Below are 26292 nucleotides of genomic sequence, written 5' to 3' on the forward strand. Positions count from 1 at the left end.
CCGCTGTCGCGGAGCCGGCCCGGCCGGTGCTGTGGAGTGTGTCGCGCCGAGGAGCTCAGCAGTCGAAGTACATGGCGAACTCGTGCGGGGTCGGGCGCAGGCGCACCGGGTCGACCTCGTTGGCCCGCTTCCACGACACCCAGGTGGAGATCAGGTCCGGGGTGAAGACCCCGCCGTCGAGCAGGTAATCGTGGTCGGCCTCGAGCGCGTCCAGCACCTCCGGGAGCGAACCCGGCACCTGCTTGACGTCGCCCCACTCCTCCGGGGGCAGGTCGTACAGGTCCTTGTCGATCGGGGCCGGCGGCTCGGTCTTGTTCTTGATGCCGTCCAGGCCGGCCATCATCATCGCCGAGAACGCGAGATAGGGGTTGCTGGACGGGTCCGGCACCCGGAACTCGACGCGCTTGGCCTTCGGGTTGGCCCCGGTGACCGGGATGCGGGTGCACGCCGAGCGGTTGCGCTGCGAGTAGACCAGGTTCACCGGCGCCTCGAAGCCCGGCACCAGGCGGCGGTAGGAGTTGACCGTCGGGTTGGTGAACGCCAGCAGCGACGGGGCGTGGTGCAGCAGGCCGCCGATGTACCAGCGGGCGGTGTCCGAGAGGCCGGCGTAGCCGGTCTCGTCGTAGAACAGCGGCTCACCATTGAGCCAGAGGCTCTGGTGGGTGTGCATGCCGGAGCCGTTGTCGCCGAACAGCGGCTTGGGCATGAACGTGGCGGTCTTGCCGTTGGCCCACGCCTCGTTCTTCACGATGTACTTGAACAGCTGGAGCTGGTCGGCGGAGTGCAGCAGGGTGGAGAACCTGTAGTTGATCTCCGACTGGCCGGCGGTGCCGACCTCGTGGTGGGACCGCTCGACGGTGAACCCGGTGTCGACCAGGCGGCGGACGATGCTGTCGCGCAGGTCGGCGTAGTGGTCCACCGGCGGGACGGGGAAGTAGCCGCCCTTGTAGGCGGTCTTGTACCCGCGGTTGCCGCCCGGCTCCTCCCGGCCCGAGTTCCAGGCGCCCTCGATGGAGTCGATGTAGTAGAACGACTGGTGCGCCGAGGTCTCGTGGCGGATGGAGTCGAAGATGTAGAACTCCGCCTCCGCCCCGAAGTAGGCGGTGTCGGCGATGCCGCTGGCGGCGAGGAACGCCTCGGCCTTCTTCGCCACGTTGCGCGGGTCCCGGGAGTACGCCTCGCGGGTGAACGGGTCGTGGATGAAGAAGTTCAACGCCAGCGTCTTCTGCGCGCGGAACGGATCGATGAAGGCGGTCGCCACGTCGGGCAGCAGCAGCATGTCCGACTCGTGGATCGCCTGGAAGCCGCGGATCGACGAACCGTCGAACGCGAGGCCGTCGGTGAACAGGCTGTCGTCGACGGACTCGACCGGCAGGTTGAAGTGCTGCATCACGCCGGGCAGGTCACAGAAACGTACGTCGACGAACTTCACGTCCTCGTTGGCGAGGTAGCGCAGCAGTTCCTCGGGATTGGCGAACACAGGTCCTCCTGGCGGGTCCACTCCGGTCGCTGTCTTCCTGGCGACGCTATGGCCGCGGGGTTGCCCGGCCGTGTCTCCTCTGTTTCCGCCGTGTTACGTCCCTCGCGGAGCGTCATCCCGGCCGCTCAACACCCCGGTCTGGCGCTGTTTGACGGTTTGGTCCTGTTCCCCGCTCCGTGCCGACCGGCGTACCCGGCGGCCCCCGGCCGGCCGCTGGCTACCCTGGCCGCTGTGACCGATACCGCCGCCGTGCCGGTGCCGCCCGCCGCGGACCCGACCTTCACGCCCCCGAGCCTCGGCCGCCGCTTCGGTGCGCTGCTCGTCGACTGGCTGCTCTGCCTGCTGATCGCCAACATCTTCGCCGACCCGGTCCGGGACGGCTGGGCCCCGGTCCTGGTGCTGATCCTGGAGTACGGCTTCTTCCTCGGCCTCTTCGCCCAGACCCCCGGCATGTACCTCACCCGGATCCGCTGCCTGTCCTGGGCCGACGGGGGCCGGATCGGGCTGCTCCGGGCGCTGCTGCGCGGCGTGCTGCTGGCCCTCGTGGTGCCCGCTCTGATCATGGACGGGCACCGGCGCGGCCTGCACGACCGGCTCACCGGGTCGGTTGTGGCCGATGCCCCCCGCCCCGCCCGCCGCTGATCCCCGCCCGGCACGACGAAGGAGCCGGCCCGCGTGGGACCGGCTCCTTCTCGCGTACGACGAGGGTCAGCGACCCCGGGTCTGGCGGAACGCGCCCCGCGGCGGCCGCATGTTCTTCGGGACCGCGCCCTTGGGCATCTGCGGGCGGGCGGTGAGCGCCTTGAGCCGCTTGTCGAGGGCGTTGACGTCCTTCGGGGCGAGGCTGCGGGGCAGCCGCATCAGCGTCATCCGCAGCTTGCGGATCGGCAGTTCACCCTCGCCCTGGCCGATCACGTAGTCGTGCAGCGGCGCGGAGCCGATCACCTTGGCCAGCCGGCGCTTCTCCTGGCCGAGCAGGCCCCGCACCCGCTGCGGGTTGCCCTCGGCCAGCAGGATCACGCCCGGCCGGCCGATCACCAGGTGCACCATGTCCATCTGGGTGGTGGAGCTGACCGCCGGGGTGACCCGCCAGTCGCCGCGCATGCTCTCCATGATCTGGGCCGCCGCGCCGGGCTGCCCCTCGGCGGCGTTCATCATCGCCTTGTTGGACCGCAGGTTGAGCACGATCAGCACGGCGAGCAGGATGAACAGGATGCCGATCGGCAGCCAGATCCAACCCCACAGGAGCACCGCCACCACGGTGAGCGCGAGCGGGATCAGCACCGCCGCCGCGGTCAGCGGCGCGAACCACCGGTCCTGCTTGGCGGTGAACTGGAACACCATCCCGATCTGCTTCAGCCGCTGGCCGAACGAGACCTTCTCCTGGGGCTTTGCCATGCCGCAGAGTCTAGTGGTCGCCGCCCGGTCCGTTGATCCGTGGCTGCCCCTCCACCGCCGAGCTGAGTACCTTACGTCGCCGCCGGGCTCCTGAGGCCCCGCGGTAAGGAGGGGGAGCGGCCGAAGATCAGGCTGCGCACCCATGCCCCGGGGGCACCTTCGCGCGGAAAGTCAGTGTCGACAGCGACAGACACCGCACGACAGGAGAACCGAGATGTTCGGCAACGACGCAGACCTGCTCCTCAGCATCCACCGCAGCCACGCCTCCGAGCTGCAGGCCGACGCGGCCCGCGACCGGCTCGCCCGGTCCCTGCCCCGCCGCCACCCGCGCGGCTGGCTCGGCCGCCGGCAGCACGCCGCCCGCGTCTCCGACGCCCGCCGGTGACCGCCCCGGCGCTGCCGGCGCCCCCGGTCGGTCCGGCCGTCTCCGACGGGAGTGGTGCGGCCAGGTCGGGTTCCAGCGACGTCGGTCCGGCCGTCTCCGACGGGAGTGGTGCGGCCGGTCCGGGTTCCCACGACGTCGGTCCGGCCGTCACAGGGGCGGCCGGGCCGGCGGGGAACCGGCCGGTCGGCCGGGACGGCGCCGGCGTACGCCATGGCATGCTCGACGGCGTGACCGCACGCGCCGCCAGCACCGTCCTCGTCGGCCGCCAGTCCGAGCTGACCGGGCTGCGCGAGGCGCTCGGCCGGGCCCGGGCCGGTGACCCGGCGACCGTCCTGGTGGGCGGCGAGGCCGGGGTCGGCAAGACCCGGCTGCTGGAGGAGTTCGGCGCGCACGCCACCGCGACCGGGGCGCGGCTGCTCATCGGCCAGTGCCTGGAACTCGGCGAGGCCGGCCTGCCCTTCGCGCCGTTCGCCGCCGCGCTGCGCGACGTGCTGCGCCACGACGGCCCGGCCGCCTTCGCCGGCTACGAGGCGGAGTTCGCCCGGCTGCTGCCCGAGCTTGCCCGGGTGCCGGCCGCAGCCGCGCCGACCGGACTGCCCGTCTCCGACACCCCGCGCGGCTACCTGTTCGACCTGGTCGCCGACCTGTTCCGGCGGCTCGCCGAGGAGCGGCCGCTGGTGCTGGTGATCGAGGACCTGCACTGGGCCGACCGGTCCACCCGGGATCTGATCGACTTCCTGGTCCGGGCCGCCCGGTCCACCCGCCTGCTGCTGGTCTGCACCTACCGCACCGACGAGCTGCACCGCGGCCACCCGCTGCGTCCCTTCCTCGCCGAGCTGGACCGGGCCCGGGGCGTGGGGCGGGTCGAGCTCGGCCGGCTGGACCGGGACGGCACCGCCGCCGTCCTCGCCGACCTGCTCGGCGTCGAGCCCGCGCCCCGCGCCGTCGACGACGTGCACGGGCGTACCCAGGGCAATCCGTTCTTCATCGAGGAGCTGGCCGCGGCCGGCGACCCGGTCGGCTGCGCGGTGCTGCCGGAGACGCTGCGCGACCTGCTGCTGGCCCGGGTGGACCGGCTGCCCGAGCCGGCCCAGCGGGTGCTGCGGATCGCCGCGGCCGGCGGCACCCGCTTCGCCCACGAGCTTCTCGCCGAGGTGGCCGGCCTGCCCGAGAACGAGCTGGAGGACGCGCTGCGTGCCGCCGTGGCCGGCCAGCTCGTGGTGGCCGACCCGGACGGCGACTACGAGTTCCGGCACGCGCTGGTGCGCGAGGCCGTCCACGACGACCTGCTCCCCGGCGAGCACGCCCGGCTGCACGCCCGGTACGCCGCCGCCATCGAGGCGCAGCCGCACCTGGTGGCCGCCGGCCGCGCCCCGGCCGAGATCGCCCACCACTGGTACGCGGCACACGACCACCCGCGCGCCCTGATCGCCGCCCGGGAGGCCGCCGGTGCCGCCGGCGACCGGTACGCGTACGCGGAGCAGAGCCGGCTGCTGGAACGGGTCCTCGAACTGTGGGAGCTGGTGCCCGACGCCGGCGACCGGCTCGGCATGGACCACCTGCGGGTGCTGGAGGAGACCCTGGCCGCGGCCACCACGGCCGGCGACTACAGCCGGGCGCTCACCCTGACCCGGGCCGGGCTCGCCGAGGTGGACACCGCCGCCGAGCCGCTGCGCGCCGCCCGCCTGCTCCACCGGCGCGGCCGGCTGCTCGCCCTGCTCGGCAAGAGCGACGGCACCGTCGAGGTACGCGAGGCGTACCGGCTGGCGGGCGGGATGGCGGACGCGCCGGAGCGGGTGCGGCTGCTCGCCGACATCGCCGCGCACCTGGTCAAGATCGACCCCGCGCAGGCCGCCTCGGTGGCCGACGAGGCGATGGCCGCGGCCGAGGCGATCGGCGAGGACGTGGCCCTGCTGCCCACCCGGATCGCCCTGCTCTGCCGCACCGACAACGCCCCCGACCTGGGGTTGGCCGAGCTGCGCCGGGCCGAGGCGCTGGCCCGGGCGACCGGCAACGCGCCGGCGCTGGTCAGCGCGCTGGTATACCTCTCCGACGTGCTCTACGAGCTGGGCCGGTACGCCGAGAGCGAGGAAGCGGCCGCGGCCGGGGTGAGCGAGGCGCGCCGGGTGGGGATCAGCCGCTCCACCGGGGCGTACCTGCTGTCGAACCGGGCCGAGGCGCTGATCGCGCTGGGCCGCTGGGACGAGGCCGACGCGGCCTGCGCCGAGGCGGCCCGGATCGACCCGCCGGGCGTCTCCGGGCTGCACTGGCTCCAGCTCCGGGCGGGCCTGCGGCTGGCCCGCGCACACCCCGCCGCCGACGAGCTGGTCGGCCGGGCGCTGGCCTTCCTGGCCCGGCCGTACCTCTGGCCGAACCACCGGCTGCCGCTGCACGAGCTGCGCATCGAGGCCGCCCTGGCGGCGGACGACAAGGTGGCCGCGCTCGCCGCGAGCCGGGCCGCCCTGGCCGACGAGCGCCTGGTCGACCTGCCCCGGGAGGGCTGGCCGGTGCTCAGCGCCGTGGCCTCCGCGGCCGCGCGGGTCGGCGACGCCGATCTGGCCGCCGAGGCGTCCGCGGTGGCCGCCGTGCTGCCCGTCCGCTATCCGGCGGAGCAGGCACACGCCGCCCAGGTCACCGCGATCCCCACCGGCGGCACCCCCGCCGCGCTGCCGGCGTGGCGGGCGGCCGTGGCGGAGTGGCGGGCGGTGGGGCAGCCGTACCCGCTGGGCCGGGCCCTGCTCGCGCTGGCCGAGGCCGCCGCGGCGGCCGGCGAGCGGGACGAGGTGGCCGCCGCCGTCCGCGAGGCCGCGGACATCGCCACCCGGCTCGGCGCCGCCCCGCTGGGCGAGCAGGCCGCCACCCTGGCCCGCCGGGTCGGGCTGCGCGGCGCCGGCCGGCCCGGCCCGGACCTGCTGACCAGCCGGGAACAGGAGGTGCTCCGGCTGGTCGCCGAGGGGCACAGCAACAGCCGGATCGCCGAGCGGCTCTTCATCTCGCCGAAGACGGCGAGCGTGCACGTGTCCCGGATCATCGCCAAGCTGGACGTCACGAACCGGGTGGAGGCCGCCGCACTGGCCCACCGCCTCGGCCTGCTCGACCCGGTGCCGCCGGCCCAGCGGCGAGGGTAGCCGAGGCGGCGGCGTCGGCTCGGGCCGGCTGGGCCGCGCGCGGCGTCGGCTCGTGGCGGGCGGAGGGTCGCTCAGCGTCGGGGCAGGTAGATCCGCCAGCCGGCGGCGGTGACCACCTCGAGCGCGCCCGGGCCGGATCCGACCCGCCCGTCCAGCCGGGCGGCCAGCGGGGACCCGGCCGGAGCCACCCACGCCGCGCCGGGGTCGGCGTCCACGGCCCGCCGGTACGCCGGCAGCCGGTCGAACCCGGGGCGCAGCTCGTCGTCGACCACGGCGCAGCGCACGTCCTCGCCGGTGGCGAAGGTGAGCCGGTTGCACGTCCAGTAGCCGGCGCGCACGTGTCGCACGCCCAGCGCGCCGAGCGTGTCGACGAGCGCCCGGTGCCGGTCGGCTTCCGCGTGGGTGGCCGGCACGGTCCCGATCGCGTCCGCCGTCGCGACCGCTCCGGTGCCGAGCATCCCCGCCAGCACGGCGACCGCCGCCGCCCCGGCCGCCCGGACCCGCGCCCGGCCGCCCGTCGACCGGTCGATCGGCTCCGCCTCGCCGACCTGGCGCGCTTCCGGCGGGTCGGATACCGCCAGGTCGCCGAGGTGGTGGCCGGTCCGGTGGGATTCCGGCAGCTCGTCGAGGTCCTGATCACGTCGGTCGGAGTCCGCCGCTTCGCCGGGGCCGTGGGGCGGCTCGGCGGATCGGGGCCACCGGCCGGCGCGGCGGGCGGCGGACCAGAGGGGCCAGAGCAGGGCCGGCGTGGCGACCGCCAGGACCGAGAGGTAGCGGGCGCTCTCCACCGGGGTCCGCCCCGCGGCGTTGCTCGCCGCGTAGGCCGCCAGCACCGCCGCCGCCCCCGCGAGCAGCGCGAGCCGCACCGCCGCCGACACCCGCCGGTCCGCTGTCACAGCGGGATCCTCGCCGGATCTTGGAGAGTTGTCGTTCGCGGCGAACGGAAAGTCGCCAAGATCCGGAGACGACGAGAGCGGGGCGGGCGACACGGGCCGGCGGAGGGTGCGCCCGGCGGTGATCGCCGCGAGCAGCAGCAGGACAAGGAACGCCGGGGCCCACCAGAGTTGCCACCCGGCGCAGTGGCCGGGGGAGCAGAAGCCCATCGCCAGGGGCGGGCCGAGTACGAGCGCGCCGTGCAGCCGCTCGCCCCAGCTCGCCGCCGCGTCGGCGCCGCTGGCGGCCAGCACCGCGGCGAGCGGGTCGCGGCCGTGCCGGAGGCTGTCCAGCAGCATCGGCGCCGCGCCCAGCAGCAGCCCTCCGGCCAGGGCTGCCCCGGCCCGCCCGACCAGCTCTCGCCCGCGCCGCCCCACCAGCACCGCGCCGAGCGCCAGCACGAACGGCAGGATCAACGGATCGACCCAGAGCAGCAGCCCGGAGACGAGCCCCCAGGCCCCCCAGCCGGACAGCCGCACCGCCGGCCGGGACGCGGCCGCCCGAAGCGGCGGCCGCACTCCCGGGCTGGCAGCGCACAGCCCCACGGTGAGCAGCGCCAGCGCCGCAGCGGCCGGGTTCAGTTCCGGGTAGCCGCCGCCGGCGATGAGCTGGTTCTTCACCACCCGGTCGGCGCCGAGCGCGAGCACGGCCACGACCAGCAGGGCGTACCAGCGGTCGCCGCCGAGCCGGCGGGTGAGCCGCCAGGACAGGGCGAGGAAGAGGGCGTAGAGGGCCAGGGTGGGCAGTCGCAGGGCGAGCACCGAGGGCCCGGCCAGGGCGACCAGCGGCGCGGCCAGGTACGCCTCCAGCGTGCCCATGTACGCCTGGCCGTAGAACCAGACGGGGAAGTCCGCGCCGCCAGCGATGTGCAGGGCGGCCAGCCCCATGGTCGCCTCGTCGCTGTTGGTGGGTGGTGCGTCGGCGAGCAGGAGCGCCAGCCGGTAGCCGATCCCGGCGAGCCCGACCAGCAGGGCGAGCAGCGCCGGAAGTCGGGGACGCCGGGGCGTGCGCGGGCGGGTGGCCTCGCGCGGCTGCTGGCGTACCCCGGCGGTCATCCCTGGGATCATGGCATCCGGCGGGTGGCCGGCGGTGGGTGACGCGGTGGACGGCCGGCCTCAGCCGGCGGCGACGACCTCGTCGCGGGCGGCGAGCGCCTGCTGGTAGAGCCGCCCGGCCCGATACGACGAGCGCACCAGCGGGCCGCTCATCACGCCGGCGAAGCCGATCTCCTCGGCCTCCTCGCGCAGCTCGACGAACTCCTCCGGCTTGACCCAGCGGGTGACCGGGTGGTGCCGGGGGGAGGGGCGCAGGTACTGCGTGATGGTGATCAGCTCGCAGCCGGCCTCGTGCAGGTCGCGCAGCGCCTGGGAGACCTCGGCCCGCTCCTCGCCCATGCCGAGGATCAGGTTGCTCTTGGTGACCAGGCCGTCGGCGCGCGCCTGGCGGATCACGTCGAGGGAGCGCTCGTAGCGGAACGCCGGGCGGATCCGCTTGAAGATCCGCGGCACGGTCTCCACGTTGTGGGCCAGCACCTCCGGGCGGGAGCCGAACACCTCGGCGAGCTGCTCGGGCACCGCGTTGAAGTCGGGGATCAGCAGCTCGACGCCGCAGCCGGACTGGAGGGCGTGGATCTGCCGGACCGTCTCGGCGTAGAGCCAGGCGCCGCCGTCGGGCAGGTCGTCGCGGGCCACGCCCGTGATGGTGGCGTAGCGCAGGCCCATGGCGGCGACGGACTCGGCGACCCGGCGGGGCTCGTCGGCGTCGAACTCGGCCGGCTTGCCGGTGTCGATCTGGCAGAAGTCGCAGCGCCGGGTGCACTGGTCGCCACCGATGAGGAAGGTGGCCTCCCGGTCCTCCCAGCACTCGTAGATGTTGGGGCAGCCGGCCTCCTGGCAGACGGTGTGCAGCCCCTCGCGCGAGACGAGCCCGCGCAGCTGGGTGTACTCCGGGCCCATCTTGGCCTTGACCTTGATCCACGGCGGCTTGCGCTCGATCGGCGTCTCGGCGTTGCGCGCCTCGATCCGCAGCATGCGCCGCCCCTCGGGTGCGACAGTCGCGGTTGGCGCGGCCTGCTCGGTCGTCGGCGCGGAGGGCTCGATCGTCACGAAACCGAGCGTACGCCGGTCGGCGGCCGTCGATGAACGTCGGGCGACCGGCGTCACGCCCCGAATGATGTGACACCGGACACGAGCCACCAGAAATCCCCGTCACACGTGCCGGCGGCGGGTGCTACCGTGCCCGGCAGAGCTGCGACGGAGCCGAGTAGCGGGCCGATCCGCCAGCGCAGAGAGCCGCCGATGTGCTGGAAGGCGGTCTGGCGCCGGCCCACGAAGACCCTCCCGAGCTGCGGGAAGAACGGCGTCCGCGCCCAGTAGACCCCGCCCGGCTGGCCCCGGTGAAAAGGCGACGAACGAGGCCCCCGCTCCGGCGGGGGCGAAGGTGTGGTGGCACCGCGAGGTTTCCCGCTCGCCCACACCTCCCGGGGATCGCGTTGCGATTGATCGAGGAGGTAACCGCCGTGCAACGCATCCTGTCCTCCCAGCTCACCCACCATGTCGGCGAGTCCGTTCGGATCGCCGGCTGGGTGCACCGCCGCCGGCTGCTCAAGTCGGTGGCCTTCCTGATCGTCCGGGACGCCGCCGGCCTGGCCCAGGTGGTGGTCACCGACCCCGCCGCGCGCGCGGCCGTCGAGTCGCTGCCCGAGGAGACCGTCGTCGAGGTCACCGGCACGGTGGTCGCGAACGCCACGGCGCCCGCCGGGGTCGAGCTGGCCGAGCCGACGGTACGCCCGCTCGGCCCGCCCGCCGTCCCGCCGCCGTTCGACCTGTACCGGCCGGCGCTCACCGCCACCCTGCCCACCCAGCTCGACCACGCGCCCACCGCGCTGCGCCACCCGACCCGCTCCGCCGCGCTGCGGATCTCGGCGGCGGCGGTGGCCGGCTTCCGGGCCGCCCTGGACGCCCGCCAGTTCGTGGAGATCCACACCCCGAAGGTGGTCGCCTCGTCCACCGAGAGCGGGGCGAACGTGTTCGCGCTGGACTGGTTCGGCCGGCCCGCGTACCTGGCCCAGTCGCCGCAGTTCTACAAGCAGCTCATGGTCGGCGTCTTCGAGCGGGTCTACGAGGTCGGGCCGGTGTTCCGCGCCGAGCCGCACGACACCGTCCGGCACCTGGCCCAGTACACGTCGCTCGACGTCGAGCTGGGCTTCGTGGCCGACCACCGGGACGTGATGGCCGTGCTGCGGGAGACCCTGGCCGGGATGCTGGCCGAGGTCGCGGCCCGGGCCGGCGGGGCCGTCGCCACCCTCGGGCTCACCCTGCCGGAGGTGCCCGCCGAGATCCCCGCCGTGCACTTCACCGAGGCGCTGAAGATCGCCGGGGCGCCGGTCGACGAGCCGGACCTCGCCCCGGCGCACGAGCGGGCGCTGGGGGAGTGGGCACTGCGCGAGCACGGCTCGGACTTCCTCTTCGTCACCGGCTATCCGATGGCGAAGCGGCCGTTCTACACCCACCCGGACCCGGCGCGGCCGGCCCACTCCAACGGCTTCGACCTGCTGTTCCGGGGGTTGGAGCTGGTCACCGGCGGGCAGCGGCTGCACCGGCACGAGGACTACCTGGCCGCCCTGGCGGCGCGCGGCGAGCCGGTCGAGCCGTACGCCGGGTACGTGGACGCGTTCCGCCACGGCATGCCGCCGCACGGGGGCTTCGCCATCGGGCTGGAACGCTTCGTCGCCCGGCTCACCGGCGCGGCCAACGTCCGGGAGGTGACCGCCTTCCCCCGGGACCTGCACCGGCTCACCCCCTGAGGAGGAAGGGGCCCCGGTCGACCGGGGCCCCTGTCCGGCGGGCGTCGCGTCAGGGTGCGACCGGGAGCTGGCGCTTGTGGTCGGTGGCCTGGTAGCGGGCCACCAGCGCCGCCTCCACCTCGGCGGGCACCGGCCGGCCCTCCAGGTAGTCGTCGATGTGCTCGTAGGCCAGGCCGAGCGCGTCCTCGTCGAGCTTGCCCGGGGCGAGGGTCTCCAGGTCGGCTGTGGGCGCCTTGCCGACCAGCTCGGTGGGGGCGCCGAGCGCCGCGGCCAGTGCCCGCACGCGCCGCTTGGTGAGCCCGGTCAGCGGGATCACGTCGGCCGCCCCGTCGCCGTGCTTGGTGAAGAAGCCGGTGACCGCCTCGGCGGCGTGGTCGGTGCCGACCACCAGCCCGCCCGCCGCGCCGGCCACCGCGTACTGGGCGATCATGCGCTGCCGGGCCTTGATGTTGCCGAGCACGAAGTCCTGCTGGGCGGCATCGCGGAAGGTCAGCCCGCCGGCGACAAGCGCGGCCAGGGCGGCGTCGGCGGCCGGCTTGACGTCGACCGTGAGCACCCGGTCGGGGCGGATGAACTCCAGCGCGGCCTGGGCGTGGTGCTCGTCGGCCTGCACGCCGTAGGGCAGGCGCATGGCGACGAAGACGGCCGGGTGGCCGGCGGAGCGGGCGCGCTCCGCGGCGAGCTGGCAGAGCCGGCCGGCGGTGGTCGAGTCGACGCCGCCGCTGATGCCCAGGACCAGCGTGGTGAGGCCGGTGTCGACGAGGCGGTCGGCGAGGAAGACGACCCGGCGCTCGATCTCCTCGGCGGCGTCGAAGGTCGCCGGCACCCGGAGCTCCTCGGCGATCCGTTGCTGGGTCGACATCACGTCGGTCATCGGGGGTCCTCTCCTCGTCAGGCGGGACCGAGCAGGTCCCAGGGGTTGCCGGCGAGGTCGCGGAACACGGCGACCCGCCCGTACGGCTCGGTGCGCGGGGGCTTCACGAACTCGACCTTCGCCTCGACCATCCGCCGGTAGGTGGCGTCGAAGTCGTCGACCTGGAGGAAGAAGCCGACGCGGCCGTGGGTCTGGTCGCCCACGGCGGCCGCCTGCCGCTCCCCGTCGGCGCGGGCCAGCAGCAGCCCGGTCCCGCCACCCGGCGGGCGGACGACCACCCAGCGCTTCGGCCGGCCGTCGTTGGTCAGCGAGGGCTTGTCCTCCACCAGCTCGAAGCCGAGCACCTCGGTGAAGAAGGCGATCGCCGGGTCGTAGTCGGCGACGACGAGGGTGACGAGGTCGATCCGCACCGGGGTCAGACCTGGATCAGGGTGGGCAGGTGCCGCTCGACCACCGGCAGCACGTCGGCGACCGTGATCGGGCGGCCCAGTTCGGCGGTGAGCGAGGTGACCCCGGCGTCCCGGATGCCGCACGGCACGATCCGGTCGTAGTGGCCGAGGTCGCAGTCGCAGTTGATCGCGAAGCCGTGCAGGGTCACGCCCCGGGCCACCCGGATGCCGATGGCGGCGACCTTGCGGGCCGGCCCCCGGTCGTCCTCCGGCACCCAGACGCCGCTGCGCCCCTCGACCTGGCCGGCGACCAGCCCGAACTCGGCGCAGACGTCGATCAGCAGCTGCTCGGTGCGCCGGACGTACGCCACCACGTCGACCGGGTCGGGCAGCCGGACGATCGGGTAGCCGACCAGCTGCCCCGGGCCGTGCCAGGTGATCTTGCCGCCGCGGTCCACGTCGACCACCGGGGTGCCGTCCATCGGCCGGTCCCACGGCTCGGTCCGCTTGCCGGCGGTGTAGACGCTGGGGTGCTCCAGCAGCAGCACGGTGTCGCCCTGCTCGCCGGCCACCACGGCCTCGTGCACCCGGCGCTGCTCGTCCCAGGCGGCCTGGTAGTCGATCAGGCCGGCGCGGACGGCGGTCAGCCCGGAAGTCGTCACGGTCACCCGCCCAGCCTAGTCCCGCCGGCACCGACCGGCCCGCGTGAGCCTCGTCGCAGGAACAACGTCCTGACCGGCAGCCGGTCAGGCCGGCGGCACCCGCCAGACCCAGACGTCCTCGACCCGCTCGGGCGCGCCGAGCAGGGCCGTGGCGGTGCGCCGCACCGCCTCCTCGTCGACGTCGAACTTCGCCCCGTGCACCCGGTCGGCCAGCACCACCGTCTCGACTCCCCAGTAGTGCAGGTCGGCCCGGGACTCCCGGATGCTGCCGTCGGTGATGATCGGGACCAGCCCGGTCCGCCCCGCCTGGTCCATGAGGGCGCTGAAGGTGCGCGGGACGGGCCCGATCCGGCCCCGGCCGTCCGGCCCGCCCGGGCCCAGGAAGAAGCCGGCCGGGATGCGGAACTCGCCCTGCCGGTGCGCCAGGGCGTACGCCTGCCAGCGCTGGCCGTCGGGATAGATGTCCACGGTCAGCGGCAGCGGGGTGAGCACCCCGCCCGGGGAGACGTAGCGCTGCCAGGCGCCGGTGGTGATGAACGCCGGCACCGGCTCCCGGACGCTCGTCAGCAGCGGGGTGGGCAGGAGCGGCAGCAGCGCGGCGGCGAAGCCGAGCGCCCAGGCCAGCTCGGTGGAGCGGTGCCGGGGCGGCCGGGCGCGCAGCGAGTCGACCGCGTACGCCAGCAGCAGCCCGATCACCGGGGCCACCACGAGGGCGAGCCGTGAGGGCAGCGCCGCGTTGACCACCGGCAGGTTGTCCAGCACCCCGAACGGCAGCAGTTGGTCGGTCTGCCGGCCGTTCCACTTGGCCGTGGGCCCCCAGGAGAGCACGGCGAAGACCAGCGCGGTCACGCCGAGCGCGGTGAGCGTGGCCCGGAACGCCCGGTCGGCGCGCCGCCGGAGCAGGACGAAGCAGGCCACGGCGAGCAGCAGCAGCGGGATGCCGAAGAAGGAGTTCTCCTCGGTCGGGTTGGGCGCCAGCGAGGTGCCCAGCCCGGCCCAGCCGGCCAGGGACCGGCGGGGGTACGACCCGAACGCCGCGATGTCCTCGGAGTGGATCATCGGGTCGAAGCCGGTGCCGTGGAACCGCTGCGGCCCGGCGAAGTGCAGCCACAGCGGGTACGCGAGCAGCACCCCGGAGACGAGCGCGGTCACGCCGAGGCCGCGCAGGAAGCTCGGCAGGGCCGCCCGCGCCTCGGCCCGCCGGGCCGGGTGCAGCGCCCACACCAGGAGAAACAGGGCGAGCGCCAGCGCCGTGAAGAAGAGCCCCTCGGCGGCGATCGAGAACGCGACGGCCACCAGTACGCCGAGCACGACGCCGCCGGCGACCGCGCGCCCGGGGCGGCGCAGCCGGAGCACGCCCCAGACGAGCAGCGGCACGAGCCAGCCGGCGGTCCAGTTCAGGTGCGCGTTGGCGTGCGACACCATGGCCGGGCAGTAGGCGATGAAGAGCGCGCCCACCCCGGCGGCCAGCCGGCTGGCGACCAGGTGCCGGCTGAGCAGCCAGTACCAGGCCACCGCGGTGGCCGCGAGGTTGAGCGTGAGGATCACCAGGAACGTCGCGGGCGGCCCGATGAGGTACGTCAGCGGCGCGAAGACCACCGCGTACGCGGTGATCGAGGTGTTGACCGCGAGGTTCACCCCGTCCGGGACGTTGATCAGGTGGGTGAAGAGCGGGTTCTCCCCGTGGGTCACGGCGTGCCCGCCGAAGGCCAGCAGCCACTCGAAGAGGGCCTGGTCGCTGGAGTTCACGGTGATCGTGAGGGCGTTCGGGTCCCGCCACATCCCGCTGGTCACCCAGAGCGCGAGGGCTACCGCGGCGAGCACCAGCACCAGGTCGGCCCGCCGGTTCCGGGTGGCGGGCGCGGTCGACGGGCCGGTGGCCAGGGACGGGGAGGACGGCACGCAGCGGACGTTACCAACCGGACCTGGACCCGCCGGGCAGACACGAAACCCGGTGGGCGCGGCCTCGGCCGCACACTTCGGCGTTCGTGAATGTGTGACCGGCGGCCATTCCGGGAGCGTGAAACACGGACGTAACGTCGCGGCAACTCGACAGTGACCCAGTTCACAATTCGTCGTCAGGAGGTCGCCGTGCGCCGCTCCTCATCCCTTCTCACCCGCCTGGCCGGGGTGGCGGCCGGGGTCGTGCTGGCCGCGGCCGCCGTCCTCGTCGCCGCCCTGCCCGCGCAGGCCGCCACGCTCTCCCAGGTCACCGGCTTCGGCTCGAACCCCGGCAACCTGGCCATGTACGCCTACCGCCCGGACGGCCTGCCGGCCAACGCCCCGGCCGTGGTGCTGCTGCACGGCTGCACCCAGAACGCCTCGACCTACTTCACCAACTCCGGCTGGCAGAAGTACGCCGACCAGTGGAAGTTCACGGTCATCGTGCCGCAGCAGCCCTCGGCCAACAACGCCAACTCCTGCTTCAACTGGTTCGAGACCGGGGACACCGCCCGGGGCCAGGGCGAGGCGCTGTCCGTGAAGCAGATGGTGGACCACGCCAGGGCCAACTACGGCACCGACGCGAGCCGGGTCTACGTCAGCGGGCTGTCCGGCGGTGGGGCGATGAGCGCCGTCATGCTCGCCACCTACCCGGACGTGTTCGCCGCCGGCTCGGTCATCGCCGGCATCCCCTACCGCTGCGCCACCAGCATGGTCAATGCCTTCTCCTGCATGAACCCGGGCGTCGACAAGACCCCGGCGCAGTGGGGCGACCTGGTCCGCAACGCCTACGCCGGCTACACCGGCAAGCGCCCCCGGGTGGCCATCTGGCACGGCACCTCGGACACCACGGTCGCGCCGCTGAACGCCGCCGAGTCGCGGGACCAGTGGACCAACGTGCTCGGCGTCTCGCAGACCCCCACCAGCACCGCCGCCCTGCCGGCCGGCACGAGCCTGGAGGTCTACGGCAGCGACCAGGTGCGGCTCTACCGGGTCTCCGGCATGGGCCACGGCACCCCGGTCGACCCGGGCTCGGCGACCGACCAGTGCGGCACCGCCGGGGCGTACTTCCTCGACACCATCTGCTCGACCTACCGCGACGCGCTCTTCTTCGGCCTGAACGGCGGGGGCGGCACGCCCAGCCCGACGCCGACGGCCACCACGTCGCCGACCCCGACCCCGACCACCGCGCCGGTCTGCGTCACCGCGAGCAACTACGCGCACGTGACGGCCGGCCGCGCCTACCAGTCCGGCGGCTACGCCTACGCGCTGGGCAGCAACCAGCGGATGGGCCTCTACAACACCTTCTACACCAGCACCCTCAAGCAGACCGGCCCCGCCTACTGGGTCATCGGCTGCTGACCGCGCCGCCGCCGCCCTCGCCGGCTCAGTCGGTGAGGGCGGCGTGCAGCGCGCCCGGCAGGTCCGGGTGGGTCCAGGTGAAGCCGGCCCTGCCGAGCACGCCGGGCAGGACCCGCGTGCTGGTGAGCGCCTCGTGGGCGAAGCCGCCGAGGGCGACCTTCAGGGCCAGCGCGGGGACCGGCATGACCGCCGGCCGGTGCAGTTGGCGGGCGAGTTCCCGGGTGAACTCGGCGTTGGTGACCGGGGCCGGACCGACCACGTTGACCGGACCGGCGAGGTCGTCGCGCGCCAGCAGGAAGGCCACGCCGTCCAGCCAGTCCCGCAGGGCGATCCACGGCACCCACTGCCGGCCGTTGCCCAGCTTGCCGCCGACCCCGAGCCGGAACGGCAGGAGCTGCGGCTTGAGCATGCCGCCGTCGCGGTGCAGCGGCAGCCCGGTACGCAGCCGCACCACCCGGGTCCCGGCGTCCTCGGCCGGGCGGGTGGCGGCCTCCCACACCCGGCAGACGTCCGCCAGGAAGCCCTCACCGGCCGGCGAGTCCTCCTCGACCGTCCGGTCACCGGTGTTGCCGTACCAGCCGACCGCCGAGGCGTTGAGCAGCACCGCGGGCCGGTCGGCGGCGGGCAGCCCGGCGATGGTGATCGCCAGCGTGGTGGTGCTGTCCACCCGGCTCGACCGGATCAACCCCTGGTACGCGTCGTTCCAGCGCTTGTCGCCCACTCCGGCGCCGGCCAGGTTCACCACCGCGTCGGCGTCGGCCATCACCTGCGGGTCGAGCTGCGCGGCGGACGGGTTCCAGCGCCGCTCGTCGGGGGTGCGAGGTGCGCGGCGGACCAGGCGGGTGACCTGGTGCCCGTCCGCGGTGAGTCGGTCGACCAGTCGGGTGCCGAGGAAGCCGGACACTCCGGCCATGAGGATCCGCATGCGCATATCTTCGGGTACGGACGCCGGATCGGATGCGTTGAGCGAAATCACTCACTCGTCGTTCCCGACTCCTGCCCCCTGACCTTCGCTCCGGCACCGACGGGACTCCCGTGAGTGAGCCACGGTTCACTCCCCGGTCCGGCCGTCGACCGCCTCGCGCAGGATGTCGGCGTGCCCGAGGTGGCGGGCGTACTCGTCGGTCATGTGCGCGAGGATCCAGCGCAGGGAGTGGGCGCTCCCGGTGCCGGGATGGTGGCCGACCGCGTCCAGCGGGCGTTCGGCGGTGATCCGCCGTGCGGTGGCCACCTCCGCCCGCCAGAGCGCGAACGTCTCCGCGCCAGTGGCCCGGGCGACGTCGGTGAACGGGGCGTCCGGATCGTCGGTGAGGTCGAAGAGGTCGCCCGGGAAGGCGCCGGCGAGCACCGCCTGGAAATACCACCGCTCCACGGTGGCCAGGTGCCGGACCAGGCCGATCAGGGACAGGCCGGACGAGGGCACCGGCCGCAGCCGCAGTTGCGCGTCGGTGAGCCCGGCGCACTTGCGGACCAGGGCGTCCCGCTGGAAGTCCAGGAAGGTCTCCAGCAACGTCCGCTCGTCCACGGTGGCCGGCAACGCGAAACGTTCATCGATCATCGTTCGCATCGTACGCGCGTTCGACCCCTGGTGGTCGCCCCCGGCTCGGTCAACCGGTCGCGGCTCCACGAGGGTTGTCTCATTCCTGGCTGGTCAGTGCGGCCGCCACGGCCAGGGCGAACCGCGCCGGGTTGTCGACCATGATGTTGTGGCCGCAGTCCGGGATGGCCACCGCGCCGACACCCGCGGCCGCCAGCCGGTCCGCGTCGAACCGCGGGGCGTCGGCCGCCGGATACAGCACCGTGCGCGGCACGGGGAGCCTCGCCAACTCCTCGCGCACGCCCGGGGTCGTGCCGCGGAGCAGGCTCATCGCCGTGCGGTAGAGCGCCTCCCGTCCGGCCAGGCGCATGGTGGCCGCCCACTCCGGCCCGACGAAGGCCAGCGTCTCGTCCCAGCCGTGGTCCAGGAACGCCTGCTCGGTGTGGTAGACGCTGATGCCCGAGCTGCCGGGCCGTTTCGTGGTCGGCAACGTCTGCACCGCGTCGAGGGCGGGATCGACGAGCACGAGGCGGCGCACCAGCCGGGGGTGGCGCGCCGCCAGCAGGACCGCGACGGCGCCGCCCGCGCTGTGCGCGATGACGTCGGCGTCCTTCACCGCCGCCTGGTCCAGCGCGTGGGCCAGCAGGTCCGCGTGCATGTCCAGGGTGTACGCCGCGTGCGCCGGCCGGTCGCTGATCCCGAAGCCCAGCAGGTCCATGAGCAGTGAGCGGTGCCCGGTCAGCGCGGGATGTGCGACGGCCTCCCCGTAGTAGGGCGCGGAGCTGGCACCGAGTCCGTGCAGGTAGACGCGGGTGGGTTCGGTGCCGGGGAGCTCGACCCAGCGGATGCGGGAACCATCCGGGGTCACGAGGGCGCTATGCATAGAACGGAAGATACCTTGTATCCGAGGTATCAAGGCAAGAGGATATCTCGACGAGAGGGTATGATCTGGATCATGTTGGAACTCGCGACCCTCGGATTCCTCTACGACGAACAGCTGCACGGTTATGACCTGCGCAAGCGCATCGCCGCCCTGACCGGACACGTGCGGCCGATCGCCGACGGCACGCTCTACCCGCTGCTCAAGCGTCTGGAAGCGGCCGGACTGCTGACCCGCGAGCTCCAGCCCGGCCAGGTGGCCGCACCGCGACACGTGCTGTCGCTGACCGCCGCCGGCCGCCAGGCCCTGCTCGACCGGCTGCGCGAGCCCGACGAACTGTTCGTCACCGACGAGAACCGCTGGTTCACCCTGCTCGCGTTCCTGCGGCACCTCGACGACCCGGCCGCCCAGGCGGCGGTCCTGCGGCGGCGCCTGACCTTCCTCACCCAGCCGGCCAGCTTCTTCTGGGACGGCGACCGGCCGCTGCGCGCCGCCGACTTCGACGACCCGTTCCGGCAGGGGCTGTTCACGATCGCGACGGCAACGACACGTACCGAGCTGACCTGGCTGCGTGAGACGCTCGCCGACCTCGACGGCTGAGCAACCCGGGCGCCGCACCGGGGCGGGCCGGAGTCGGTCAGGCGACGGCGGCCAGGCGGGGGAGGAACGGGGACAGCTGATCGACGGCGTCGGCGCGTACCACGAAGCGGGTGACCCCCCAGCGGCGCCGGTGCTCGGCGACGGCGGCGACGATCTCGTCGGCCGTGCCGATGAGCACGAACGGGGTGGCCAGCAGGTCGGCGACGCGCAGCCCGGTCTCGGCGGCGATCGGGGCGGCGGCGGCCTCCGCGTCGTCGGTCACGGTCACCTGCTGGACCAGGGCCTCCAGCGCGGGCGGCGCGTCCCGCCCGGCTGCCCCGGCCGCCACGTGCGCGAGCTGCGCCTCGATCTCGTCGCCCCGCCACCGCACGTCGTGCTGGTGACCGTCGGCGAGGGTACGCCCGAAGCCGGTCAGGCCGACCACGTCGGCGTGCGCGCCGGCCCAGCGCAGCAGCGTCGAGTTGGCCGTACCCATGGTGAGGGGAACCCGGCCCTGCACCGGTCGCAGCTCGGTGAGCCGGGCGGCCCGGGCGACCAGTTCCGGGATGTCCACGGTGACCTCTTTCCCGGCCAGCAGGTCGCGCACGGCCTCGGCGACCGCGACGCAGCGGCGGACCCGGGCGGCGACGTCGGGGCGCTCGCGCCCGACGGCCCGCCATTCGGCCGGGGTGTGCCCGGCGCCGAGGCCGAGCCGGGCCCGCCCGCCGGAGACCACGTCGAGGGTGGCCACGTCGGTGGCGAGCAGGATCGGCTCCCGCACACCGGCGTTCGACACGTACGAGCCGAGGCCGAGCGTCGACGTGACCGCCGCCGCGGCGGCGAGGGCCACGAACGGCGACGCGCCGTGACCCGGGTGGTCGGAGGCCAGCAGCGCGTCGAAGCCGGCGGCCTCGACCCGCCGGGCCAGGCCGGTCCAGCCGGCCGCGTCGGTGGGCCGGGCCTGCACGGAGAAGATCGCCATCAGCCCAGCATTCCCGCAGCACCACGGTCCCAGCCAGCCCGCGGGGGCCGATTCTGCCGACGGCCGAACCCGGCCCGGATGTCAGGAGGGGCCCCCTGTACAACGCCAGGCGTTGACCGGGGGCCCCTCCTTTTCAGGCGGACTCGTGTACGGCGGCCAGGCGGGACAGGTCGTCGTCGGTGAGCCGCAGGGTGGCCGCCGCGACGTTCTGCTCCAGGTGCGCCGGGTTGCCGGTGCCCGGGATGGCGAGCACGTTCGGCCCCTGCCGCAGCGTCCACGCCAGCCGGACCTGCGCCGGGGTCACCCCGTGCGCCCCGGCCACCGCGCGCACCTCGTCGTGCTCCTCGCCGCTCGCCCCGGCCTCCCGCCCGCTGGTGGCGAGGGAGAAGAACGGCACGAACGCGGTCCCGTGCGCGGCGCAGTCCCGGATCAGCGCGTCGTTGCTCCGGCGGTAGCCCAGACCCCACGAGTTCTGCACGCAGACCACCGGGGCGATGGCACGCGCCTCGGCGACCTGCTCCGACGTCACGGCCGAGACGCCGAGGTGACGGATCAGGCCGGCGTCGCGCAGTTCGGCGAGCGCGCCGAAGTGCTCGGCCAGCGGCTCCGGGCCGTACACCCGGAGGTTGACCACGTCGAGGTGGTCCCGGCCGAGCTGGCGCAGGTTCTCCTCGACCTGGCCGCGGAGCTGGTCCGGCCGGGCCATCGGCAACCACCGGCCGGACGGGTCCTTGCCCGGCCCCACCTTGGTGACGATGACCAGATCCTCCGGGTACGGCGACAGCGCCCGGTTGATCAGCTCGTTGGCCGAGCGCAGCGGCGAGAAGTAGAACGCCGCGGTGTCGATGTGGTTGACCCCCAGCTCGACCGCGCGGCGCAGCACCGTCACCGCCCGGTCCCGGTCACTGGGGCTGCCGTCCGCGTTCGCGGTCAGCCGCATCGCGCCGAAGCCGATCCGGTTGACCGTGCGGTCGCCGAGCTGCCAGGTGCCCGCCGCGGCGGCGTCGACGGTGTCGATGGTCATGCGGTCTCCGTCCGTTCGAGGATGTCCCCGTTTCCGGGTGGCGTGACGCCGAGCAGTTCCACGGGGTCGCCGGCCAGCCGGTTCAATGCGGCGACCAGTTTCCGCTCCTCGTAGCTGAAGTGCGACTCCAGCAGAGCGGCCAGCCCGTCCAGCTCGGCCCGGACGGACCGGCCGTCGGTCGCCCCGGCGAGCAGGGCGTCGATCCGGCGCAGCAGGTCGGCGACCACCCGGTGGTCCGCGCTCAGTTCGGCGAGCACAGGGCGCAGCTCGGGCGCCTGCTCGGCCAGGGCCTGGAACGCGCCGCCGTCCTCGCCGGTGTGGTGCCGGTCCAGCGCGGCGCAGAAGCCGACGCAGTGCGCGCGCAGCTCCCGGGTCAGGGCGGCGCCGTCGCCGTCGGGGGAGTCGAGGCTCGCGCGGAGCCCGGCCAGCTCCTCGCGGAGCCAGTGGTGGATCTCGATCAACTGGGTGCCGAGGGCGGTCAGCCGCGCGCTCGGTGGGTGGGATGGGTGCACATGGTCCCCTGCTGTCCCGCGCCTCCATGCCCACGGCGGCCTTCCTGCCGGGTGCACTGCGACGCTGCGCAGCAGTCTAGAGCATGGGGGGCCTCACTCGCCCTCGTCGCGCTCGTGCGGTTCGTGCCAGCGCGCCCGGTAGGCCGCCTCGTGGGCCTCGTGGCTGGTGCGCTCCTCGAAGACCAACCCCCGCAGCGCCCGCCGGCCCTCGTCGAAGACCACCACCTCGGCGGCGACCATGCCGATGGTGATCGCGGTCAGCAGTGCCAGGGCGGCCAGCGCCGGCAGGTGTGCGGCCACCGGGATGCTCACGGCGAGCAGCAGCACGGCGCCCACCCGGGTCCAGCTCACGGTGCGCAGGGTACGGAGCTGGAAGAGCATGTTGCCGCAGATGTAGCAGATGACCCCGCCGAAGAGCAGCGGGACGCCGGAGCCCTTCGCGGAGAGGTGCTGCGGCACGTGCGGGTCGGCGATCTGGTGCACGATCATCTCCGCGCCGAGCGCGAACAGGATGATGCCCGCGATCATCGGCAGGAACAGGTAGCCGTAGGCGTCCCGGGCCATGGCGACGCGCGGACCGTCCTCGGCGGCGTGCAGGGCGATCCGAGCGGCCGGCCCGATCAGGTCGTAGTGCGCCCACCAGAGCGCCGCGGTGAAGAAGATGCCGAGCACGGCCGCCGCCACGGCCGGCCAGGTCGGCGGCTGGCCGAGCAGGTTGCTGCCGACGCCGACCGAGATGACCGACTCGCCCAGGGCGATGATCAGGATGAGGTCGTACCGCTCGGTCCAGTGCTCGGCGGAGGCGACGCCCCAGCCCCAGGTGCCCGCGATCAGACCGGTGGAGTACTGGAGCAGCACGACGGTCGCCCACAACCCGTCCCGGACCGCCGCCGACGAGAAGAGGTCGTCGATCTTCGGCGGGATCAGCGCGGCGACCCCCAGCAGCAGGGTGCTGCCCACCAGCTCGGGGGTGAACCGGAGGAGCTGCCGGCGCTCCTTCGGGCTGTCCCGCACGGCGTGCAGGTAGAGCAGCAGGTGCACGCCGCGGATCACGGTGTAGCTGACCGCCGCGACGATCGGCCCGGCCGCGTTGCCCCGCGGGTCCCGGAACGCGTTCGGCAGGGACAGGGCGAAGGTGAACAGGGCCGCCATGCCCACCGTCATGAGCACCGGGACGAAGCCCTCACCGAGCCGGATCCGGGTGGCCACGATGCTGTGCACCACCCAGGACCACCAGAGCACGGCCAGCACCATCAGCGCGTGCAGCAGCGCGCCGCCGGTGACCTCGAGCGCGGTGGCCCGGGTGATGATGAAGAACGAGAAGACGAAGACCAGGTCGAAGAAGACCTCGAACCGGTCCACCCGGGCCCCGGGTGCGACCGGCACGGCCGGCCCGAGCCGTCCCCGCCACCCGAAGCCGCTCACCGGACGAGTCTGTCAGCGCCGGGTCCGCGGCGGGCCCGATTCTGCTCAGGCCGGCTGGTGGGGGAGCCCGGCCCGCGTTACGTCGCCGCCACCCGGGGAAGACGCGGGGACCACGGGCCGCCGCTGAGAAGGATGGATCATGGCCACCAGCACACCCGTCACCACGCCGTTCTCGCGCGAGACGACCGCCCTGGAGGTGGTCGCGGGCCTCGACCTGACCGGCCGGCGGGCCGTCGTCACCGGCGGCGCCTCCGGCATCGGCGTCGAGACGGCCCGCGCGCTCGCCGCCGCCGGGGCCGACGTCACCCTCGCGGTCCGCAACACCGAGGCCGGGCAGCGCGCCGCCGCCGACATCACGGGCACCACCGGCAACGACCGGATCCTGATCGCCTCGCTCGACCTGGCGGACCTCGGTTCGGTGGCCACCTTCGTCCGCACCTGGGACGGGCCGTTGCACATGCTGGTCAACAACGCGGGCATCATGGCCTCGCCCGAGATGCGCACCGAGCAGGGCTGGGAGATGCAGTTCGCCACCAATCACCTCGGGCACTTCGCGCTGGCCACCGGGCTGTACCGGTCCCTGGCGGCCGCGGGCGGCGCCCGGATCGTCTCGCTCAGTTCCTCGGCGCACCTGCGCTCGCCGGTGGTGTTCGACGACATCCACTTCCGCGAGCGGCCATACGACCCGTGGGCGGCGTACGGGCAGTCCAAGACGGCGAACGTGCTCTTCGCGGTGGACGCCACCCGGCGCTGGGCCGACGACGGGATCTACACCAACGCGCTCATGCCGGGCGCGATCCGGACCAACCTCCAGCGCTACGTGAGCGACGAGGACCTGGCCCGGCTGCGGGCCGAGAGCGGCGGCGGGGACTCGCCGAGCTGGAAGAACACCGAGCAGGGAGCGGCCACCTCGGTGCTGGTCGCCGCCTCGCCGCTGGTCGCCGGGGTCGGTGGCCGGTACTTCGAGGACTGCCAGGAGGCCGGGCCGAACCAGCCGGGCACCCGCACCGGCTACGCCCCCTACGCCCGGGACCCGGAGGCCGCCGAGCGGCTCTGGGAGGTCTCCGAGGAGCACCTGCGGGGCTGACCCGGAAACGACGAGAGGGGCGCGCGGCGGATGCCGCGCGCCCCTCCTCCGTCAGGGGTCAGAGCCCCAGTTCGGCCTCGAAGTTGGCGGCCTCCAGCCGCTCCTTGACCGCGGTCAGGAAGCGGGCCGCGTCCGCGCCGTCGATCAGCCGGTGGTCGTACGACAGGGCCAGGTAGACCATCGACCGGATCGCGACGACCTCGCCCAGCTCCGGGTCGTTGACCACGACCGGACGCTTCGCCACGGCGCCCGTGCCGAGCATCGCCGACTGCGGCGACGGCACGATCGGGGTGTCGAAGAGCGCGCCCCGGCTGCCCGTGTTGGTCAGGGTGAAGGTCGCGCCGGCCATCTCGTCCGGGGTGATCTTGTTGGCCCGGGTGCGCTCGGCCAGGTCGGCGACCCGCTTGGCGATGCCGCCCAGGTTGAGGTCACCGGCGTTGTGGACGACCGGCACGAGCAGCCCTCGCTCGGTGTCCACGGCGATGCCGAGGTGCTCGGCGGCCGGGTAGGTGATCGTGCCGCCGTCCAGGTCCATGCTGGCCTGGATGATCGGGTAGGTCTGCAGCGCCTCGATGGCGGCGAGAGCGAAGAACGGCAGGAAGGACAGCTTCACGCCGTGCTTGGCCTGGAACGAGTCCTTCGCCCGCGTCCGCAGCTTGGCGACCCGGGTGACGTCCACCTCGATCACCGTGGTCAGTTGGGCCGTCTCGTGCAGCGACTGCTGCATCCGCTTGGCGATGGTCGCCCGGATCCGGGGCAGCTTCTCGGTGGTGCCGCGCTTCGCGCTCGGCTGCGGCTTCGCGGCCGGCTTGGCCGGGGCGGGAGCCGCCGCGGCGGGAGCCGCCGCGGCGGGAGCCGGCTGCGCGGCCGGCGCGGCCTGGGCGGCCTTCGCCTTCTCGGCCGCCTCCAGCACGTCCTGCTTGCGGATGCGCCCGCCGACGCCGGTGCCGTTGACCGAGGAGAGGTTCACCCCGTGCTCCGCGGCCAGCTTGCGGACCAGCGGGGTCACGTAGCCGGCGCCCTCCTCGCCACCGCCCTGGGCCGGCACGGTCGGCCGCTGCGGCGTGGCGGTCGGTGCGGCCGGCTGGGCGGCCTGCTCGACCTTGGCCGGCTGCGCGGCCTGCTCCGTCTCGGGGGCCGGCTCGTTGTAGGACATGCCCGGGGTCGGCTCCTCGACCGTGGGCTCGGGCTTCGGCTCGGGCTTGGGCTCCGGCTTCGCCTCGGCCTTGGGCTCGGGCTTCGGCTCCGCCTTCGGGGCGGCCGGCGCGGCGCCGGCCGCCCCGACGATCGCCAGGACGCCGCCGACCTCGGCGGTCTCGTCCTCGGGAACCTTGATCTCCAGCAGCGTGCCGGCGACCGGCGACGGGATCTCGGTGTCGACCTTGTCGGTGGAGACCTCCAGCAGCGGCTCGTCCACCTCGACGGTCTCGCCGACCTGCTTGAGCCAGCGGGTGACCGTACCCTCGGTGACGCTCTCGCCCAGGGCCGGCATCTTCACCGGGGTGCCCTCGCCCGACGGCGCGGCGGCCGGGGCCGGCTCCTCGACGGCCGGCTGCTCCGCCTCGGCCTGCGGCTCGGCGGCGGCCTCCTCGGCCTGCTCCGCCGGGGCCTCCTGCTGCGGGGCGGCCCCGCCGGCCTGCTCGCCCTCACCGGCGATGACCGCCAGCTCGCTGCCGACCTCGGCGGTCTCGTCCTCGCCGACCACGATCCGGCTCAGCACGCCCGCCGCGGGCGACGGGATCTCGGTGTCGACCTTGTCGGTGGACACCTCAAGCAGCGGCTCGTCGACCTCGACGGTGTCGCCCTCCTGCTTGAGCCAGCGCGTGACGGTGCCCTCGGTGACGCTCTCGCCGAGCCGGGGCATGGTGACCGATACCGGCATGTTCTCCAGACTCCTTCATTCCCCTGG

Annotated in this window: 23 protein-coding genes; 7 read left to right on the plus strand and 16 right to left on the minus strand. The window is 74.2% G+C overall.

What is annotated here, in order from left to right:
• Positions 1-55: 55 nt before the first annotated feature.
• The gene (gene glnA, locus F8274_RS04250; protein WP_151460952.1) at positions 56-1480 is read right to left on the minus strand and encodes a type I glutamate--ammonia ligase; all 1425 of its coding nucleotides are present in this window, start codon (positions 1478-1480) and stop codon (positions 56-58) included.
• 231 nt (positions 1481-1711) lie between these two features.
• Between glnA and F8274_RS04255 the strand changes: the two genes are divergently transcribed.
• Complete coding sequence (locus F8274_RS04255) at positions 1712-2122, plus strand: RDD family protein (RefSeq protein WP_370518193.1); 411 nt, start codon at positions 1712-1714, stop codon at positions 2120-2122.
• A 66-nt stretch (positions 2123-2188) separates the two neighbouring features.
• On the opposite strand, the gene F8274_RS04260 is transcribed toward F8274_RS04255, so the two are convergent.
• On the minus strand, positions 2189-2878 hold the full coding sequence (locus F8274_RS04260; RefSeq protein ID WP_151460953.1) for a DUF4191 domain-containing protein: 690 nt from the start codon (positions 2876-2878) through the stop codon (positions 2189-2191).
• Between the two features lie 214 nt (positions 2879-3092).
• Between F8274_RS04260 and F8274_RS31140 the strand changes: the two genes are divergently transcribed.
• Complete coding sequence (locus tag F8274_RS31140) at positions 3093-3263, plus strand: hypothetical protein (protein ID WP_192579699.1); 171 nt, start codon at positions 3093-3095, stop codon at positions 3261-3263.
• A gap of 227 nt (positions 3264-3490) precedes the next feature.
• Positions 3491-6391: an AAA family ATPase gene (locus F8274_RS04265; RefSeq protein WP_225853599.1), complete on the plus strand. Its 2901-nt coding sequence runs from the start codon at positions 3491-3493 to the stop codon at positions 6389-6391.
• Between the two features lie 71 nt (positions 6392-6462).
• Here F8274_RS04265 and F8274_RS04270 read toward each other — a convergent pair whose 3' ends face one another.
• Positions 6463-8379, minus strand: a complete 1917-nt coding sequence (locus F8274_RS04270) for a DUF423 domain-containing protein (RefSeq protein WP_225853600.1) — start codon at positions 8377-8379, stop codon at positions 6463-6465.
• A 60-nt stretch (positions 8380-8439) separates the two neighbouring features.
• Complete coding sequence (lipA, locus tag F8274_RS04275; protein WP_192579700.1) at positions 8440-9486, minus strand: lipoyl synthase; 1047 nt, start codon at positions 9484-9486, stop codon at positions 8440-8442.
• A 356-nt stretch (positions 9487-9842) separates the two neighbouring features.
• Here lipA and aspS point away from each other — a divergent pair, with 356 nt between their 5' ends.
• Positions 9843-11129 carry an aspartate--tRNA(Asn) ligase gene (gene aspS, locus F8274_RS04280; RefSeq protein WP_151460957.1) on the plus strand — a complete coding sequence of 429 codons (1287 nt, stop codon included), beginning with the start codon at positions 9843-9845 and terminating at the stop codon, positions 11127-11129.
• A gap of 49 nt (positions 11130-11178) precedes the next feature.
• Here the strand turns inward: aspS and nadE are convergent, their stop codons facing one another.
• The 4 genes from nadE to F8274_RS04300 all read right to left on the minus strand — a co-directional run bounded on the left by nadE (position 11179) and on the right by F8274_RS04300 (position 14956).
• A complete protein-coding gene (gene nadE, locus F8274_RS04285) occupies positions 11179-12003 on the minus strand; it encodes an ammonia-dependent NAD(+) synthetase (protein WP_305070067.1) in 825 nt (274 codons plus the stop codon).
• 17 nt (positions 12004-12020) lie between these two features.
• Positions 12021-12413 (minus strand): VOC family protein, encoded by a 393-nt coding sequence (locus F8274_RS04290; protein ID WP_091319942.1) that lies wholly within the window; start codon positions 12411-12413, stop codon positions 12021-12023.
• 5 nt (positions 12414-12418) lie between these two features.
• Positions 12419-13060: a lipoyl(octanoyl) transferase LipB gene (lipB, locus tag F8274_RS04295; RefSeq protein ID WP_151460958.1), complete on the minus strand. Its 642-nt coding sequence runs from the start codon at positions 13058-13060 to the stop codon at positions 12419-12421.
• A 78-nt stretch (positions 13061-13138) separates the two neighbouring features.
• Positions 13139-14956, minus strand: a complete 1818-nt coding sequence (locus F8274_RS04300; RefSeq protein WP_151460959.1) for a DUF2079 domain-containing protein — start codon at positions 14954-14956, stop codon at positions 13139-13141.
• Between the two features lie 189 nt (positions 14957-15145).
• Between F8274_RS04300 and F8274_RS04305 the strand changes: the two genes are divergently transcribed.
• The gene (locus F8274_RS04305) at positions 15146-16357 is read left to right on the plus strand and encodes a PHB depolymerase family esterase (protein ID WP_151460960.1); all 1212 of its coding nucleotides are present in this window, start codon (positions 15146-15148) and stop codon (positions 16355-16357) included.
• Between the two features lie 25 nt (positions 16358-16382).
• On the opposite strand, the gene F8274_RS04310 is transcribed toward F8274_RS04305, so the two are convergent.
• The 3 genes from F8274_RS04310 to F8274_RS04320 form a co-directional block, all read right to left on the minus strand.
• Positions 16383-17282 (minus strand): TIGR01777 family oxidoreductase, encoded by a 900-nt coding sequence (locus tag F8274_RS04310; RefSeq protein WP_151460961.1) that lies wholly within the window; start codon positions 17280-17282, stop codon positions 16383-16385.
• Between the two features lie 126 nt (positions 17283-17408).
• On the minus strand, positions 17409-17915 hold the full coding sequence (locus tag F8274_RS04315) for a DinB family protein (RefSeq protein WP_151460962.1): 507 nt from the start codon (positions 17913-17915) through the stop codon (positions 17409-17411).
• 79 nt (positions 17916-17994) lie between these two features.
• The gene (locus F8274_RS04320; protein ID WP_151460963.1) at positions 17995-18777 is read right to left on the minus strand and encodes an alpha/beta fold hydrolase; all 783 of its coding nucleotides are present in this window, start codon (positions 18775-18777) and stop codon (positions 17995-17997) included.
• Between the two features lie 72 nt (positions 18778-18849).
• Between F8274_RS04320 and F8274_RS04325 the strand changes: the two genes are divergently transcribed.
• On the plus strand, positions 18850-19374 hold the full coding sequence (locus F8274_RS04325; RefSeq protein WP_151460964.1) for a PadR family transcriptional regulator: 525 nt from the start codon (positions 18850-18852) through the stop codon (positions 19372-19374).
• A 37-nt stretch (positions 19375-19411) separates the two neighbouring features.
• On the opposite strand, the gene F8274_RS04330 is transcribed toward F8274_RS04325, so the two are convergent.
• The 4 genes from F8274_RS04330 to F8274_RS04345 all read right to left on the minus strand — a co-directional run bounded on the left by F8274_RS04330 (position 19412) and on the right by F8274_RS04345 (position 23296).
• Complete coding sequence (locus F8274_RS04330) at positions 19412-20335, minus strand: LLM class flavin-dependent oxidoreductase (RefSeq protein WP_151460965.1); 924 nt, start codon at positions 20333-20335, stop codon at positions 19412-19414.
• A gap of 133 nt (positions 20336-20468) precedes the next feature.
• Positions 20469-21359 (minus strand): oxidoreductase, encoded by an 891-nt coding sequence (locus tag F8274_RS04335; protein ID WP_151460966.1) that lies wholly within the window; start codon positions 21357-21359, stop codon positions 20469-20471.
• Complete coding sequence (locus F8274_RS04340; protein ID WP_225853601.1) at positions 21356-21871, minus strand: hemerythrin domain-containing protein; 516 nt, start codon at positions 21869-21871, stop codon at positions 21356-21358. The genes F8274_RS04335 and F8274_RS04340 overlap by 4 nt, the downstream gene beginning before the upstream one ends.
• Before the next feature lie 93 nt (positions 21872-21964).
• Positions 21965-23296 carry a low temperature requirement protein A gene (locus tag F8274_RS04345; RefSeq protein WP_151460967.1) on the minus strand — a complete coding sequence of 444 codons (1332 nt, stop codon included), beginning with the start codon at positions 23294-23296 and terminating at the stop codon, positions 21965-21967.
• Positions 23297-23435: 139 nt separating this feature from the next.
• Here F8274_RS04345 and F8274_RS04350 point away from each other — a divergent pair, with 139 nt between their 5' ends.
• Positions 23436-24383, plus strand: a complete 948-nt coding sequence (locus tag F8274_RS04350; RefSeq protein ID WP_151460968.1) for an SDR family NAD(P)-dependent oxidoreductase — start codon at positions 23436-23438, stop codon at positions 24381-24383.
• 58 nt (positions 24384-24441) lie between these two features.
• Here F8274_RS04350 and sucB read toward each other — a convergent pair whose 3' ends face one another.
• Positions 24442-26265, minus strand: a complete 1824-nt coding sequence (sucB, locus tag F8274_RS04355) for a 2-oxoglutarate dehydrogenase, E2 component, dihydrolipoamide succinyltransferase (RefSeq protein WP_151460969.1) — start codon at positions 26263-26265, stop codon at positions 24442-24444.
• Positions 26266-26292: the final 27 nt, after the last annotated feature.

It is taken from the genome of Micromonospora sp. AMSO31t (assembly GCF_008868175.1).
GTDB lineage: Bacteria > Actinomycetota > Actinomycetes > Mycobacteriales > Micromonosporaceae > Micromonospora.